The sequence below is a fragment of the Pseudoduganella dura genome, from assembly GCF_009727155.1.
In the GTDB taxonomy this organism is placed as follows: Bacteria; Pseudomonadota; Gammaproteobacteria; order Burkholderiales; family Burkholderiaceae_D; genus Rugamonas; species Rugamonas dura.
The window spans coordinates 5,825,912-5,841,121 of record NZ_WNWM01000002.1; the positions used below are offsets into that span (position 1 = coordinate 5,825,912).

14 protein-coding genes are annotated in these 15,210 nt (G+C 65.9%); 11 read left to right on the forward strand and 3 right to left on the reverse strand.

Annotated features, from left to right (window positions below; genetic code table 11):
* Nucleotides 1-6: 6 nt before the first annotated feature.
* The 5 genes from lpxA to GJV26_RS25450 are packed head-to-tail and all read left to right on the forward strand — an operon-like array spanning nucleotide 7 to nucleotide 4,679.
* Complete coding sequence (lpxA, locus tag GJV26_RS25430) at nucleotides 7-807, forward strand: acyl-ACP--UDP-N-acetylglucosamine O-acyltransferase (protein ID WP_155711418.1); 801 nt, start codon at nucleotides 7-9, stop codon at nucleotides 805-807.
* Entirely contained in the window at nucleotides 791-1,975 is a 1,185-nt protein-coding gene (gene lpxB, locus GJV26_RS25435) for a lipid-A-disaccharide synthase (protein WP_371866526.1), read from the forward strand. Before lpxA ends, lpxB begins: the two co-directional genes overlap by 17 nt.
* Before the next feature lie 25 nt (nucleotides 1,976-2,000).
* A complete protein-coding gene (gene rnhB / locus GJV26_RS25440) occupies nucleotides 2,001-2,627 on the forward strand; it encodes a ribonuclease HII (RefSeq protein ID WP_155711419.1) in 627 nt (208 codons plus the stop codon).
* A gap of 36 nt (nucleotides 2,628-2,663) precedes the next feature.
* Nucleotides 2,664-3,458, forward strand: coding sequence for a TrmH family RNA methyltransferase (locus GJV26_RS25445; RefSeq protein WP_189441812.1), 795 nt, complete (start codon nucleotides 2,664-2,666; stop codon nucleotides 3,456-3,458).
* A gap of 9 nt (nucleotides 3,459-3,467) precedes the next feature.
* Nucleotides 3,468-4,679, forward strand: coding sequence for an EAL domain-containing response regulator (locus tag GJV26_RS25450; RefSeq protein ID WP_229419447.1), 1,212 nt, complete (start codon nucleotides 3,468-3,470; stop codon nucleotides 4,677-4,679).
* Nucleotides 4,680-4,761: 82 nt separating this feature from the next.
* Here the strand turns inward: GJV26_RS25450 and GJV26_RS25455 are convergent, their stop codons facing one another.
* A complete protein-coding gene (locus tag GJV26_RS25455) occupies nucleotides 4,762-5,895 on the reverse strand; it encodes a mechanosensitive ion channel family protein (RefSeq protein ID WP_155711420.1) in 1,134 nt (377 codons plus the stop codon).
* A 164-nt stretch (nucleotides 5,896-6,059) separates the two neighbouring features.
* Nucleotides 6,060-6,935 (reverse strand): RNA polymerase sigma factor SigJ, encoded by an 876-nt coding sequence (sigJ, locus tag GJV26_RS25460; protein WP_155711421.1) that lies wholly within the window; start codon nucleotides 6,933-6,935, stop codon nucleotides 6,060-6,062.
* Nucleotides 6,936-7,094: 159 nt separating this feature from the next.
* On the opposite strand from sigJ, the gene GJV26_RS25465 reads away from it, so the two are divergent.
* A complete protein-coding gene (locus tag GJV26_RS25465; RefSeq protein WP_155711422.1) occupies nucleotides 7,095-8,144 on the forward strand; it encodes an SDR family oxidoreductase in 1,050 nt (349 codons plus the stop codon).
* 283 nt (nucleotides 8,145-8,427) lie between these two features.
* On the opposite strand, the gene ppsR is transcribed toward GJV26_RS25465, so the two are convergent.
* Complete coding sequence (gene ppsR / locus GJV26_RS25470; protein WP_155711423.1) at nucleotides 8,428-9,267, reverse strand: posphoenolpyruvate synthetase regulatory kinase/phosphorylase PpsR; 840 nt, start codon at nucleotides 9,265-9,267, stop codon at nucleotides 8,428-8,430.
* Nucleotides 9,268-9,434: 167 nt separating this feature from the next.
* Here ppsR and ppsA point away from each other — a divergent pair, with 167 nt between their 5' ends.
* The 5 genes from ppsA (at nucleotide 9,435) to GJV26_RS25495 (ending at nucleotide 15,143) form a co-directional block, all read left to right on the forward strand.
* On the forward strand, nucleotides 9,435-11,897 hold the full coding sequence (gene ppsA, locus GJV26_RS25475; RefSeq protein WP_155711424.1) for a phosphoenolpyruvate synthase: 2,463 nt from the start codon (nucleotides 9,435-9,437) through the stop codon (nucleotides 11,895-11,897).
* Nucleotides 11,898-12,103: 206 nt separating this feature from the next.
* On the forward strand, nucleotides 12,104-12,538 hold the full coding sequence (locus tag GJV26_RS25480; RefSeq protein ID WP_155711425.1) for an NfeD family protein: 435 nt from the start codon (nucleotides 12,104-12,106) through the stop codon (nucleotides 12,536-12,538).
* Between the two features lie 26 nt (nucleotides 12,539-12,564).
* Complete coding sequence (locus GJV26_RS25485; protein ID WP_155711426.1) at nucleotides 12,565-13,509, forward strand: SPFH domain-containing protein; 945 nt, start codon at nucleotides 12,565-12,567, stop codon at nucleotides 13,507-13,509.
* 30 nt (nucleotides 13,510-13,539) lie between these two features.
* Complete coding sequence (locus tag GJV26_RS25490) at nucleotides 13,540-13,962, forward strand: DUF4259 domain-containing protein (protein WP_155711427.1); 423 nt, start codon at nucleotides 13,540-13,542, stop codon at nucleotides 13,960-13,962.
* A gap of 41 nt (nucleotides 13,963-14,003) precedes the next feature.
* Nucleotides 14,004-15,143, forward strand: a complete 1,140-nt coding sequence (locus GJV26_RS25495; RefSeq protein ID WP_155711428.1) for a hypothetical protein — start codon at nucleotides 14,004-14,006, stop codon at nucleotides 15,141-15,143.
* Nucleotides 15,144-15,210: the final 67 nt, after the last annotated feature.

A 15,210-nucleotide genomic window follows, 5' to 3' on the forward strand; every position in this document is an offset into this window, starting at 1 on the left:
GAGAGCATGGCGACCATTCATCCTACCGCGATCGTCGACCCGAAGGCACAGCTGGGCGAGGGCGTGACGATCGGCGCCTATTCGCTCGTCGGCCCCGACGTGGTCATCGGCGACCGCACATGGGTCGGCCCGCACGTGGTGATCGAGGGGCACACGACGATCGGCAGCGACAACAAGTTCTTCCAGTTCTCGTCGATCGGCGCGCCGCCGCAGGACAAGAAATGGAACGGCGAACCGACCCGCCTGGAAGTGGGCGACCGCAACACGATCCGCGAGTTCTGCACGTTCAACCTGGGCACGGTGCAGGACAAGGGCGTGACGAAGCTGGGCAACGACAACTGGATCTCGGCCTATGTGCACCTGGCGCATGACTGCGTGGTGGGCAGCAACACGATCTTCTCGAACAACGCGCAGATGGCGGGGCACGTGGAGATCGGCGACTGGGTGATCATGAGCGGCTATGCCAACGTGCACCAGTTCTGCAAGATCGGCGCGCATGCGTTCGTGGGCATGAGCACCAGCCTCACGCAGGATGTGCCACCGTTCGTGCTGCTCAACGGTAACCCGGCGCAGGCCCACGGCATCAATATCGAGGGCCTGAAGCGCCGCGGTTTCACGCGCGAGCAGATCAACGCGCTGCGCGCCGCCTACAAGACGCTGTACCGCTCCGGGCTCACGCTGGAAGAGGCCAAGGCGGCGCTGCTGGAACAGGAACAGCAGTCGGAGGAAAGCGCGCCCGGGGCGGCGGAGCACCTGCATTCCTTCCGCACCTTCCTCGATACCGCCAGCCGTGGCATCGTCCGCTGACGGGCCGGCGGGCGGCACGCCGGCAACGGATGTGTCGATCGCCATGGTCGCGGGCGAGCCGTCCGGCGACATGCTGGCCGCGCGCCTGCTGGCCGGCCTGCGGCCGCACCTGCCCGATGCGCGCTTCCACGGCATCGGCGGGCCGGCCATGATCGCCCAGGGTTTCCAGTCCGCCGTGCCGCTCGAGACGATGACGGTGCGCGGTCTGTTCGAGATCATTCCCCGCTACCGCGAGCTGAAAGCCATCCAGAAGCGCCTGCGGGATCAACTGCTCGCCGAGCGCCCGGCCGTGTTCATCGGCGCCGACTATCCCGGGTTCAACCTCGGCCTTGAAGGCGAGCTGAAGGCGGCCGGCATCCCGACGATGCACTACATCGGCCCGCAGATCTGGGCGTGGCGCGGCGGCCGGATCAGGAAGATCGTCAGGAATGTGTCGCACATGCTGGTGATCTTCCCGTTCGAGGAAGAAATCTATAAAAAGGCCGGCGTGCCCGTCACCTACGTCGGGCACCCGCTGGCGGAGCTGATCCCTTTGGTGCCGGACGTGACGGCCGCGCGCCGCCACCTCGGCCTGGCCGACGACGCGCGCGTGGTCACCGTCATGCCGGGCAGCCGGATGGGCGAGCTGAAGTACAACACGGCGGCCTTCATCGGCGCCGCGAAACTGCTGCTGCAACGCGACCCGGGCCTGCATTTCGTGGCGCCGATGGCAGGCGACCGGCAGAAGGAATATTTTACGAAGCTGGTGCGGGAAGCCGGGCTGCAGGACGTGCAGGTACAGCTGCTCGATGGCGAAAGCCATGCGGCGATCTGCGCGGCCGATGCCGTGCTGGTCGCGTCCGGCACGGCGTCGCTGGAAGTGGCGCTGTACAAGAAGCCGATGGTCATCGCCTACAGGATGATGCGGGCTTCATGGGAGATCATGCGGCACATGGGGTACCAGCCATGGATCGGCTTGCCCAACATCCTGGCGCGCGAGTTCCTCGTGCCCGAGATGCTGCAGCACCATGCCAGCCCCGAAGGCCTGGCCGATGCGATGTGGAAGCAATTGACGGACGCGCCCCACCGTGCGAACCTGATCCGGCGTTTCACGGACATGCACCACAGCCTGCTGCGCAACTCCGCCGAGGAAAGCGCGGCGGCCGTCTTACGAGTAATGGGAAGATAGCGTGGACACAATGCGGAGCAGCACAATGGAGATCGCTTCAATGCAGGGCGGCCTGTTCGACGACCTGCCGTATTCGCTGGAAGAGATCATCTGCGGCGTTGACGAAGCCGGCCGCGGCCCGCTGGCCGGGCCCGTGTACGCGGCGGCCGTGATCCTGCACCGCGAACGGCCGATCGCCGGCCTGCGCGATTCGAAGAAGCTGACGGAAGCCCGGCGCGAGGCGCTGGCGCCGCTGATCAAGCGCGACTGCATCGCCTGGGCGATCGCCAAGGCATCGGAAGCGGAAATCGACAGGCTCAATATCCTGCAGGCCTCGCTGCTGGCGATGAAGCGGGCCGTGCATGCGCTGGAGACGATCCCCACGCTGGCGCTCATCGACGGCAACAAGTGCCCGGTGATGAAGATCCAGACCATCGCCATCGTCGACGGCGACGACAAGATCGAATCGATCTCCGCCGCCTCCATCCTGGCCAAGACGGCGCGCGACGATGCGCTGCGCAAGCTGCACAGGAAATATCCGCAGTACGGCTTCGACCAGCACAAGGGCTACGGCACGGCGCAGCACCTGGAAGCGCTGCGGCTGCACGGCGTGACGCCGGTGCACCGGCGCTCGTTCGCCCCGGTGCGCCAGCTGCTGGAGCTCGCGTTTTAAGATTCAGGCAATAAAGCTCAGTAAAGAATATTTTCAGTGAAGACCATCACGTCGCGCGACAACGCGCAGTACAAGGAACTCAAGCACCTGGCCACTAGTGCGCACGCATTGCGCAAGGCGGGCCGCACGCTGCTCGACGGCGTGCATCTGTGCGAAACATGGCTGCAGATGCGCGGACTGCCGGAGCAGTGCATCGTCAGCGACAGCGGCCTGCGGCATCCCGAGGTGGTGGCGCTCGTCGCCAGGCTGGAAGCCGCCCATGCGCATTGCCTGCAGCTGCCCGATGCGCTGTACGCCGCGCTGTCGCAGGTGGAGCATGGCGTGGGCATCATGTTCCTGGTCGAGATGCCGCGGCCCGCCGCGACGGGCGCGCTCGCCGCCAACGCCGTGCTGCTGGACAACGTGCAGGATCCCGGCAACGTGGGCTCGATCCTGCGCAGCGCGGCCGCCGCCGGCATCCGCGAAGTGTACTGCGGCCCCGGCACGGCATTCTGCTGGTCGCCCAAGGTGCTGCGCGCCGCGATGGGTGCGCACTTCGTTCTCGATATCCACGAGAATGTGGAACTGGCGCAGCTGGTGGCCGGCGCGAAGATCGCCACGCTGGCCACCAGCGGCTATGCGACGCAGAAGCTGTACGACGTCGACCTGGACCGGCCGGTGGCGTGGGTGTTCGGCCATGAAGGGCAGGGCGTCTCGGACGAGCTGCTGTCGCTGGCGCGGCATAAGGTCGTCATCCCGCACCTGGGCCAGGTGGAATCGCTGAATGTGGCGGCCTGCGCGGCCGTCTGTTTCTTCGAACAGGTAAGGCAACGCCAGGCAAGCGCCGGCTGACACGGAGGAATGATGGAGATCGCCGCATTGCAGTTCCTGGTGGCCGAGAGCGAACCGGTGCAGCGCGAAGTGCTGGCCGGCGTCCTGCGCAGCGCCGGCGCCCGCAACATCCAGGTGGCGCCCGACGGCCATGCCGCGCTGCGCGCCATCGGCGGCGCGCCGCCAGCCATCGATACGCAGTCCATCGACATCATCATGCTGGACCTGGAACTGGCCGGCATGGACGGGCTGGAGCTGATCCGGCGGCTGGCTGACGAAAAGTGCCGGGCCGGCCTCATCGTCGTGGGCGCGCAGAGCGGCGATATCCTGTTTTCCGTCGAGACGATGGCGCTGGCGTATGGCGTGGACCTGCTGGGCGCCGTCGCCAAGCCCGTGTCGGCGCAGCGGCTGGAATCACTGATCGCCAACTACACGCGGCCGGCCGACGTGGCGGGCCAGCCCGCCGTGCCGTCGTTTTCGTTCGCCGAAGTCGGCAAGGGCCTGCAGGCGCGCGAATTCGATCCGTTCTTCCAGCCGAAGATCGAGCTGGAGACCGGGCAGGTCAAGGGGCTGGAAATGTTCGCCCGCTGGCGGCATCCGCAGCATGGCGTGCTCGGTCCCGCGGCCTTCATGCCGGCGCTGGAAGCGGCCGGCCGCATCGATTTCCTCGACTGGAGCATGATCGAGAAATCGGTGGCCGCGTGCCGCACGCTGCACGACCAGGGCATCCCGATCTCGTTCTCGATCAATGTCGATCCCGGCACGCTGTCGCACCCGCAGTTCATCGCCCAGATCGGCGCCTGCCTGGAACGCCACCGCATCCTGCCCGGCTACATCACGTTCGAGATCACCGAATCGTCGGTGCTGCAGACCGATCCGCACTTCCTCGAACGGCTGCTGCGGCTGCGGATGACGGGCTTCGGCCTGGCCATCGACGACTACGGCACCGGGCGCTCGAACCTGCAGCTGCTGGCGTCGATCCCGTTCTCCGAGCTGAAGATCGACCGCAGCTTCGTCGACGGCGCGTCGCGCAAGCGCGCCATCGGCACCGTGCTCAAATCCTGCCTCGGGCTCGCGCTGAGCCTGGACCGGATGTCGTGCGCCGTTGGCGTGGAAACCAAGCAGGACTGGGATTTCCTGCAGGGTCTCGGCTGCACCTATGCCCAAGGCTACTATATCGCCAGCCCGATGCCGGTGGAGGATGTGCCGAAGTGGCTGGTGGAGTGGCGGCAGTTTTTTTGAGCGCGACCGGGACTGGCGAGCAGTCACCGGTTTTCCTACGATGCGGATATGGCGCAGGCGAACACCGGTGTCCGATACCAGGTCATCGCGGCCGCGGCAGCGGTTCCGGCCGGCGCCGCTCTTCCGTGCGCGGCGCGCCGTCGAAGGTTTCGTTGGCGGCTTCGCCGCGCAGCGCTTCCGGGTTCGACAGCTTGACGGTCTGCGTGGGGTAGGCGAACTCGATACGTTCGCGGTTGAACCGCCGGAACATCTCGAAGTTGATCGCCTGCTGCACATCCATGAACATGCCGTAGTCCGCGGTGGTCATCGTATACACCACCTCGAAGTCCAGCGACGACGCGCCGTACGACTTGAAGTGGGCGCGGTCGAATTTCACGTTTTCCTTGCTCGACACGATGTCCTTCAGCATGCCCGGGATCATTTCCAGCTGCTGCTCGGTGACGTCGTACGTGACACCCACGCTGAACACGATACGGCGCGTTTCCTGCCGGCGGTTGTTATGGATGCGGCTTTTCAGCAGGTCGCTGTTCGAGATCACGATTTCCTCGCCGGTCAGGCTGCGGATGCGCGTGGTCTTCAGGCCCACGTACTGCACGGTGCCGGAGATGCCGTCGACGGTGATGAAGTCGCCCACCACGAACGGCTTGTCGAGCAGGATCGACAGCGACGAGAACAGGTCGCCCAGGATGTTCTGCACGGCCAGCGCCACCGCGATGCCGCCGATGCCGAGGCTTGCCACCAGCGTGGTGATGTTGACGCCGAAGTTATCCAGGATCATCAGGATGATGATCAGCCACAGCGCCGCGCGCACCACGAACGTGAGCGCCGCGGTCGAGGTGGTGGCGGCCACGTCGGTCGCGCCGCGTTTCTTGCGGTAGAAATCGATCCAGCCGCGCACGCCGATGTCGAGCCAGCGGGCGATCTGCAGCAGCAGGATGCCGACCGCGAGGTTGCGCAGCAGCGTTTCCGCCTTCGGTGACAGCAGCAGCCACTGGCTGCCGGCATAGATGCCCATCGTGACGATGAAAGCCGTGCTGGTCTTCGACAGCACGCGCACGGCCATGTCGTCGAGGTGCGTGGCGGTGTGCTCGGCGAACGCGCCGATGCGGCGTACCAGCATGCGGTTGGCCGTGTACAGCGCCATGCTGACGGCGGCGGCGATGCCGATGGCGATCGCCCAGGTGCTCAGGTCGTTACCCAGTAAAACATAATCCATGCATCCTCCTGTGTTGCGGGAAGGCGCGCGAGCGCGCTTGCCCCTGTGGAAGTTGCCTAGTGTAATTTCATTGTACGGCCGGGTTTGTTCGCGCACGCACACTATGAACCACAGGCAAGAAGCGATGAACTGATTGCCAGGGCCGCCGGAGCGCAGTCCAGCCCTCAATACAGCGGCGCGATGGCGGCCAGCTTGTCCGGATTGCGGATCGCATAGACGGCCACGATCCTGCTGCCGTCGATGATGAAGGCCTGCGCGGATTCCACCACGCCGCCCACGTAGCGCACCAGCCCCGGCTCGCCGTTGACGCGGGCCATGCGGTACGCGACCTTGCCCGGATTGGCATGTTCGACGGACCAGTAGACGCCGGCGATGCGGGCGGCGCCCACGAGGATCTTGCCGAACGAGGGCACCTTGCCGCCGCCATCGGACACCAGCCGCACATCGTCCGCCAGAAACGCCTTCATCGCCTCGCGGTCGTTGCTGGCGGCGGCGTGCATGAAGCCCGCCAGCACATCGCGGTGCACATCCTTCGAAACGGCAAAGCGCGGCTTTTCCTGCTGCACGCGGGCTTGCGCGCGATGCACCAGCTGGCGGCACGCGGCCTCGCTCTTGCCCAGCGTGGCGGCCAGGTCGGCATAGTCCTGGTCGAACACCTGCCGCATCAGGAACGCGGCGCGCTCCTCGGGCGCCAGCCGTTCCAGCACCCACAGCATGGCCACCGACACGTCGCTCGCCAGCTCGGCCGCGCTCTCGGGCGTGCGTTCGTCCATTTCCACCAGCGGCTCGGGCAGCCACCAGCCCACGTAGGCTTCGCGCTCGGCCTTGCGGCCGCGCAGCCGGTCGATCGACAGGCGCGTGGTGACCGTCACCAGCCACGCCTCGGCGGACTGCACAGCGCCATGGTCGCTGCCCGCCCAGCGCAGCCACGCATCCTGCACCACGTCCTCGGCATCGGCCCGGGTGCCGAGCATGCGGTAGGCGATCGAGAACAGGCGGGGGCGCAAGGCATCGAAGGGGGTGGTGGTGTGGTCGTTCATGTGGGCATGCGAAAAGTGACGGGTCTTCACCAGACGCGCAGGGCGGCCGTGTTGTGACAGCTTTCCCAGCGCAAAGGTGTGGGCAGCGACTTTTGATCTTGACTACATTGTGACCCCGGCAGTCTACCAACCTTTACAACAGCTTCAGGGGAGTCTTCGATGGACCATAACGACAAGCAGGTGGAACAGGGCAGTGCGGATACCGCGGACAATACGGTCGCGCCGTCGCGCCGCCGCTTCGTGGGCGCCGTGGCGACCACCATCGCGGCGGCCGGCACGGCGGCGGCGGCGGGCGGCGCGATGGCGCAGGCGTCCGGAGCAGGGCAGGGCAGCGGTGCAAAACGCAAGCCGAATCATCCGAAACCGCCGTTCAAGCGCCAGCAGCAGGAGTGGCCGGCGCTGGCCGGCAAGATGACGCCGCGGCCCGATCATGGCGAGACCACGTACCGCGGCAGCGGGCGCCTCGCCGGCCGCAAGGCCCTGATCACCGGCGGCGACTCCGGCATGGGCCGCGCCGCGGCGATCGCCTATGCCCGCGAAGGCGCGGACGTGGCGATCAGCTACCTGCCGTTCGAGGAGCCGGATGCGCAGGAGGTGAAGGCCCTGATCGAAAAGGCCGGCCGCAAGGCCGTGCTGCTGCCGGGCGATATCCGCGACGAGGCGTTCTGCAAGAAGCTGGTCGACAATGCCGCCCAGCAACTGGGCGGCCTCGACATCGTGGTCAGCAACGCCGCCAAGCAGCATTCGGTGGATTCGATCCTCGACCTGACCACCGAGCAGTTCGACTGGACGATGAAGACCAACCTGTACGCCAACTTCTGGATCTGCAAGGCCGCCGTGCCGCATATGACCAACGGTGGCGCGATCATCGTCACCGCGTCGGTGCAGGCCTATGACCCGTCGCCGAACCTGCTCGACTATGCGCAGACGAAAGCGGCGCAGGTGGCCTTCGTGAAATCGCTGGCCAAGCAGCTGGCGGAAAAGAACATCCGGGTCAATGCCGTGGCCCCGGGCCCGGTATGGACGCCGCTGCAGGTGTGTGGCGGCCAGCCGCCGGAAGCGCTGGAAACCTTCGGTGGCGACACGCCGATGAAGCGCCCCGGCCAGCCGGGCGAGCTGGCGCTGGCGTATGTGACGCTGGCTTCGGACGATTCCAGCTACACCACAGGGCACGTGTACGGGATCGCGGGCGGCAGCGGGCAACCATAATCTCCGGCAGTTGAGGTGCCGGGCCAGCCGCCTGGTGCCGGACATCGGTTCTCGCCAACATCGGCCGCCTTGTGTCGGACACTTTTCCCGTTTTTTCGGGAAAAGCTGTCGGACACCGGTTTTCGCTGGCGTGGCACGGATTTTGCGCCGGAAAACCGGTGTCCGACACCAGGAAGCCGGTGTCCGGCACCAGCGATGCAAACAGCATCGCCGCCAGGGATGGCCTTCGAACAGCGAAAATACCCTGATTGCCGGCGGCGCCGGCGTTCAAGTGCTCGCCGCGTCAATACTCCCTGCGGTTCGGCTTGATCTCCTGCAGGATCGTCGTCGAGATCTCCTCGATCGACTTGGTGGTCGACGACAGCCAGCGGATGCCTTCGCGCTTCATCATCTTTTCCGCCTCGTTGACCTCGTAGCGGCAATTCTCCATCGATGCATACTTGCTGCCGGCGCGCCGTTCGTTGCGGATCTCGGTCAGCCGTTCCGGCGTGATCGTCAAGCCGAAGATCTTCGGCTTGTAGGCGTACAGCGCCGAGGGCAGCTTGCCGCGCTCGAAATCGTCCGGGATCAGCGGGTAGTTGGCCGCCTTGATGCCGTACTGCATGGCCAGGTACAGCGATGTCGGCGTCTTGCCGGAGCGGGAAACGCCGACCAGGATCACATCCGCGTCGGCCAGGTTCTTGTGCGACTGGCCGTCGTCGTGCGCCAGCGAGAAATTGATCGCCTCGATGCGGTTGCGGTATTCCTCGCTGTCGACGATGTTGTGCGAGCGGCCGATCGTGTGGGTCGATTTCATGCCCAGCTCTTCTTCCAGCGGCGCCACGAAACTCTGGAACAGGTCCATGTGCAGCCCGCTGCATTGCCGGATCACCGAGGACAGTTCGGCCTGCACGAGCGTGCTGAAGATGATGGGGCGCTGGCCGTCCGCGATCGCCGCCTCGTTGATCTTGCGGGCCGCGGCGCGCGCCTTGTCCACCGTGTCGATGAACGGCAGGCGGATCTGCCGGAAGCGCATCTCGAACTGGGTCAGCACGGAATGGCCGAATGTCTCGGCGGTGATGCCGGTGCCGTCGGAGACGAAAAACACGGTACGGGCGGAGGTCGGGCGTTGTTCGGATGTCATTGAAATCAACTTTAGATTGTGAACTGTCAATTTTCGCCACAGGCTGTAAAATGGCCGGCAACGGTCGGATTGTGCTGCACGACGCCAAGAATAACAACAACATGTCGGCATGCCCGGGGCAAACCCACTGAAGACCAACAGATTCCCATCATCAGTAAGGTGTCATCATGACCAACTTGTCCAACGCAGCACTTGCACTACCCGACCAGGAGAATCAGCGGAAAACAGGCGATGAAGCCACGTATGTAGCCTCGTTCGAGCACCTGCGCATGACCGACGTGGAATCCGTCGGCGGCAAGAACGCCTCGCTCGGCGAGATGATCAGCCAGCTCGCGGAAGCGGGTGTGCGCGTACCGGGCGGCTTCGCCACCACCGCGCAGGCGTTCCGCGACTTCCTGACGCACAGCATCGACGGCGGCAAGCCGCTGGCCGAGCGCATCGCCGACCGCCTGGCCGACCTGAACATCGACGACGTGCGTTCGCTGGCCCAGGCCGGCGCCGAGATCCGCCAGTGGATCGTCGAAACGCCGTTCCAGCCGCGCCTGGAAGCGGAAATCCGCACGTTCTACGACAGGCTCGTGGCCGATTCGGAAGCCGAGATTTCGTTCGCCGTGCGTTCTTCCGCCACCGCGGAAGACTTGCCGGATGCATCGTTCGCCGGCCAGCAGGAATCGTTCCTGAACGTGGTCGGCATCGACAACGTGCTCGAAGCCATGAAGCACGTGTTCGCCTCGCTGTACAACGACCGCGCCATTTCCTACCGCGTGCACAAGGGTTTCACGCATGCCGAGGTAGCGCTCTCTGCCGGTGTGCAGCGCATGGTGCGCTCCGATACCGGCGCGGCCGGCGTGATGTTCACGATCGATACCGAATCGGGCTTCAAGGACGTGGTGTTCATCACGTCGAGTTACGGCCTCGGTGAGACCGTGGTGCAGGGCGCCGTCAACCCCGACGAATTCTACGTGCACAAGCCGATGCTGGAACTGGGCAAGTCGCCGGTCATCCGCCGCAACATCGGCTCGAAGCTGATCAAGATGGAATTCACCAACGAAGCCAAGGCCGGCCGCTCGGTGAAAACCGTCGACGTGCCGATCGAATTGCGCAACCGTTACTCGCTGACGGACGCCGAAGTGGTCGAGCTGGCGAAATACGCCGTGATCATCGAGCGCCACTATGGCCGCCCGATGGACATCGAGTGGGGCAAGGACGGCCGCGACGGCAAGCTGTTCATCCTGCAGGCGCGCCCGGAAACGGTGAAGTCGCAGCAAAAGGCCACCGACGCGCAGCAGCGCTTCAAGCTGAAGTCGACCGGCACGGTGCTCACGTCCGGCCGCGCGATCGGCCAGAAGATCGGCGCCGGCCCAGTGCGCGTGATCAGCGATCCATCCGAGATGGAACGCGTGCAGCCCGGCGACGTGCTGGTGGCGGACATGACCGACCCGAACTGGGAGCCGGTGATGAAGCGCGCCTCGGCGATCGTGACGAACCGCGGCGGCCGTACCTGCCACGCGGCGATCATCGCCCGTGAACTGGGCGTGCCCGCCGTGGTCGGCTGCGGCGATGCGACCGAGCTGCTGAAGGATGGCACGTTCGTGACCGTGTCGTGCGCCGAAGGCGACGAAGGCAAGATCTACGACGGCCTGCTGGAAACGGAAATCTCCGAAGTCCTGCGCGGCGAACTGCCCGAGCTGCCGGTGAAGATCATGCTGAACGTGGGCAACCCGCAGCTGGCCTTCGACTTCCAGCAGGTGCCGAACGCCGGCGTGGGCCTGGCCCGCCTGGAGTTCATCATCAACAACAACATCGGCGTGCACCCGAAGGCGATCCTGGAATACCCGAACATCGATCCGGACCTGAAGAAGGCCGTGGAATCGGTGGCGCGCGGCCATGCTTCGCCGAAGGCGTTCTATGTAGACAAGCTGGCCGAAGGCGTGGCCACCATCGCCGCCGCGTTCTGGCCGAAGAAGGTGATCGTGCGCCTGTCCGACTTCAAGTCGAACGAGTACAAGAAGCTGATCGGCGGTTCGCGCTACGAGCCGGACGAGGAAAACCCGATGCTGGGCTTCCGCGGCGCCTCGCGCTACATCTCCGACGATTTCGCCGAATCGTTCAACATGGAATGCCAGGCGATGAAGCGCGTGCGCGAAGAGATGGGCCTGACCAACGTCGAGCTGATGGTACCGTTCGTGCGCACCGTGAACCAGGCGAAGAAGGTCGTCGACCTGCTGGCGAAGAACGGCCTGAAGCGCGGCGAGAACGGCCTGCGGCTGATCATGATGTGCGAGATCCCGTCGAACGCCGTGCTGGCCGACGAGTTCCTCGAACACTTCGACGGCTTCTCGATCGGTTCGAACGATCTGACCCAGCTCACGCTGGGCCTGGACCGCGACTCCGGCATGGAACTGCTGGCCGCCGACTTCGACGAGCGCGACCCGGCCGTGAAGGCGCTGCTGTCGATGGCGATCTCCGCCTGCCGCAAGCAGGGCAAGTACATCGGCATCTGCGGCCAGGGGCCTTCGGACCACCCGGACCTGGCCGAATGGCTGATGGAGCAGGGCATCGAATCGATGTCGCTGAACCCGGACTCGGTCGTGGATACGTGGCAGAAGCTGGCTGAATTGCGCAAGTAATCCGCCAGCGGGCCGACGGCGCGGAACGTTGCCCCGGAAGCGAATCCCGGGGCCGGACCCACAAGTCCGGCCCCGGCCTTCGCCTCGGTGTGAACGGTAGCGATTGTCGAGATCTACCCAACACCGTTGAATTGCTCTATCGTTACGCCAACCCTCGTCGCTCTTTCCGGGCCACGAGGGTTTCATCTTTATAGGAGACCGACAAGATGGCTGACTGGATCATGTGGCTCATCGCCGCCGGGGTACTGGTGGCGCTGGAACTGTTCAGCGGCACGTTCTACCTGCTGATGATCGCGCTGGGCGCGCTGGCCGGGGCGCTGGTGGCTTCGCTGCGCATCGACCTGCCGGGCCAGATGCTGGCGGCCGCGCTGGTGGCCGTGGCCGCAACGGTGCTGCTGCGCCGCCGCCGCCGCAACGAGCCGGCGAAGGTGGACGCCGCGCGCGACCCGAACGTGAACCAGGATATCGGCCAGCCGGTGCATGTTCCGCAATGGCATGGCAACGCGGCCCGCGTGATGTACCGCGGCGCCTTGTGGGACGTGGAACTCGAAGGGAAGCCTGCACCCGGCACGGCGCCGGAGGCGGGAACGTTCACGATCCGCGAAGTGCGCGGCAGCACGCTGATCGTCGGCGTGCCCTGACTATCCCTGACAATAACGGAGAACACATGGAAATCACTTTTGGCGGCGTGGCGCTGGTCGTGCTGCTCGTGGCGCTGGTATTCGTCTTCAAGACCATCAACGTGGTGCCGCAGCAGCATGCATGGGTGGTGGAGCGGCTCGGCAAGTACCATGCGACGCTGGCCCCGGGCCTGAACATCGTGGTGCCGTTCGTCGACCGCATCGCCTACAAGCACATCCTGAAGGAGATCCCGCTCGACGTGCCGTCGCAGGTCTGCATCACGCGGGACAACACGCAGCTGCAGGTGGACGGCATCCTGTATTTCCAGGTCACCGACCCGATGCGGGCCTCGTACGGCTCGTCGAACTACGTTTCGGCGATCACGCAGCTGGCGCAGACCACGCTGCGTTCCGTGATCGGCCGCATGGAGCTCGACAAGACGTTCGAGGAGCGCGATCACATCAATACCACGGTGGTCAACGCGATCGACGAATCGGCGGCGAACTGGGGCGTGAAGGTGCTGCGCTACGAGATCAAGGACCTGACGCCGCCGGCCGATATCCTGCACGCGATGCAGGCGCAGATCACGGCCGAGCGGGGCAAGCGGGCGCTGATCGCCGCTTCCGAAGGGCGCAAGCAGGAACAGATCAACATCGCCACCGGCGAACGCGAAGCCTCCATCGCCCGGTCCGAAGGCGAGAAGCAGGCCGCCATCAACCGTGCGCAGGGCGAGGCCTCGGCCATCGTCGCGATCGCCGAGGCCACCGCCTCGGCGCTGCGCCAGGTGGGCTCGGCGATCGAACAGCCGGGCGGCGAGGAGGCGGTCAACCTCAAGGTTGCCGAGCAGTACGTGGAGGCGTTCCGCGAGCTGGCCAGGACCAACAACACGCTGATCGTGCCCGCCAACCTGGGCGACATGAGCAGCCTGATCGCCACGGCGATGCAGGTCGTGAAGACGCAAACCGCGTCGCGCGTCGTGCGCACGCCATAATGACGCATTGACTGGACAAACGGAGGAAGCATGGGCACGTGGGCAGCAGGACCATTCGGCAATGATTTCGCGCAGGACTGGGCGGAAGACCTGCACGAATCGAACGACCTGTACTTCATCGGCGACACGCTGGACAACGTGCTGTCGCCCGACAACGGCGATTACCTGGAAGCGCCGTTCGGGGCCGAAGGGCTGGCGGCCGTGGAAACGCTGCTGCGGCTGGAAGGCCGCGGCGGCGTGGAGGACGACGACTCGGCCGCCATCGACGAGTGGGTGGACATCGTGAAGGACAAGTACAAGTCGCGGCCCGACCTGCTGGAAAAGGCCGGCCGCGTGCTCGACCTGGTGCTTGCCGAGCGCTCGGAATTGCGCGAGTTGTGGCAGGATAGCGAGCATTTCGACGCATGGCGCGCGACGGTCGACGGGCAGAGGGCGCGGCTGCAGGGCGGTTGAACGGCACCCGGGAAGCAACTGAAGGGCAAGCGAGGAATTTCATGGCGGTAGTGAAGAAGACCGTGGCGGCGGCGATGCTGGCCATGGCGGCGGTGGCATCCGCGGCGGGCGGGGCGGTTACCCCGGAGCAGGAAACGATGGACCGCCTGGCACGGATGCGCGCGTTGCCTGCTGCGGCGGCCGGCCAGGATGGCCAGTCGCAGCGCCGCGACCTCGACGCCGCATGGCGCTGGTTCGGCAACCACAAGTCCGCCGCGCTGCCGGTGCTGCGGCGCGAACTGGCCGCCGAGCTGAACAAGGCCGCGCCGAACCAGCTGGTGCTGCTCGACGTGGGCTATTTCCTGCGCGCGCTCGGGGAGCCGGCCGACCGCGCCCTGTCGCTGCGGGCGCTGCTCGCGATCGACCCGGCCGGCATCGCGCCGCGGTCGCAAGGCCCGCAACTGTTCCGCTTCGTGCACGCCAGCGCGGCGGACCGCGATCCCCGGCTGTTGCCGCTGATCGACAAGGTGTTCCTGCGCGGCGACGTCGCCGTGCCCGTCCCGCAGCAAGGGTACACGGTCGACGCGACGTCGGTCTGCATCTACCTGTACGGGCAGTATGGCGAGCTCGCCGAGCGGCACCTGCGCGGCCTGCTGAACGACCCGGCCGTGGTCAACCGCGCGCTCGAAGTACTGATGTGGGTGGGTTCGCCGGACAGCGTGCCGGCCGTGGCCGCGCTGCTGGACACGCCCGATGCCGAAACGTTCGCGCGCGCCGTCACGTTCATGCTGCGCGCCGGCGGCCCGCAGGGCAGGGATGCGCTGCAGGCGTTCGACCCGCGCCGCCTGGAAGGCAAGGCGCGCGACTTTTACCAGCAGACGCGCCCGCAACTGGCAGCGATGCACTTCGATGCGCTCGTGCAGCAGCTGTCCGATGCGCCGCCGTCCGGCAAGGCGCCGCCGCCGCGGCGGCTGGACGAGGCGGCGACCCGGCAGGTGCTCGCCGACCTGTTCGCCAGCCATGGCAGCTACGAGGGAGTCCAGCCGATCGAGATCGCGCTCTCGGCGATGCCGGCGCAGCAGCTCATCGACGAGCTGCTGCGCCTGCGCGGCCGCAGCCTGCTGCGCATCTCCGGCGAAGCGCTGGCCGACATCGACACCACCAACACGCTGGTCAACACATTGCGTTATCGAAGCCAATAACTGTCGGACGGAAGTGCCGGCCGCAGCAGGAGGCCCGTGCCGGCGCACCTGTCGAATTCCCGGCGTT

Bases quoted from the DNA above. Each gene is read 5' to 3' on its own strand.
- ppsR (WP_155711423.1), bottom strand. From the start codon at position 9,267: ATGACATCCGAACAACGCCCGACCTCCGCCCGTACCGTGTTTTTCGTC.
- GJV26_RS25450 (WP_229419447.1), top strand. From the start codon at position 3,468: ATGATGGAGATCGCCGCATTGCAGTTCCTGGTGGCCGAGAGCGAACCG.
- ppsA (WP_155711424.1), top strand. From the start codon at position 9,435: ATGACCAACTTGTCCAACGCAGCACTTGCACTACCCGACCAGGAGAAT.
- GJV26_RS25490 (WP_155711427.1), top strand. From the start codon at position 13,540: ATGGGCACGTGGGCAGCAGGACCATTCGGCAATGATTTCGCGCAGGAC.
- GJV26_RS25455 (WP_155711420.1), bottom strand. From the start codon at position 5,895: ATGGATTATGTTTTACTGGGTAACGACCTGAGCACCTGGGCGATCGCC.
- sigJ (WP_155711421.1), bottom strand. From the start codon at position 6,935: ATGAACGACCACACCACCACCCCCTTCGATGCCTTGCGCCCCCGCCTG.
- GJV26_RS25495 (WP_155711428.1), top strand. From the start codon at position 14,004: ATGGCGGTAGTGAAGAAGACCGTGGCGGCGGCGATGCTGGCCATGGCG.
- GJV26_RS25465 (WP_155711422.1), top strand. From the start codon at position 7,095: ATGGACCATAACGACAAGCAGGTGGAACAGGGCAGTGCGGATACCGCG.
- GJV26_RS25480 (WP_155711425.1), top strand. From the start codon at position 12,104: ATGGCTGACTGGATCATGTGGCTCATCGCCGCCGGGGTACTGGTGGCG.
- rnhB (WP_155711419.1), top strand. From the start codon at position 2,001: ATGGAGATCGCTTCAATGCAGGGCGGCCTGTTCGACGACCTGCCGTAT.
- GJV26_RS25485 (WP_155711426.1), top strand. From the start codon at position 12,565: ATGGAAATCACTTTTGGCGGCGTGGCGCTGGTCGTGCTGCTCGTGGCG.
- lpxA (WP_155711418.1), top strand. From the start codon at position 7: ATGGCGACCATTCATCCTACCGCGATCGTCGACCCGAAGGCACAGCTG.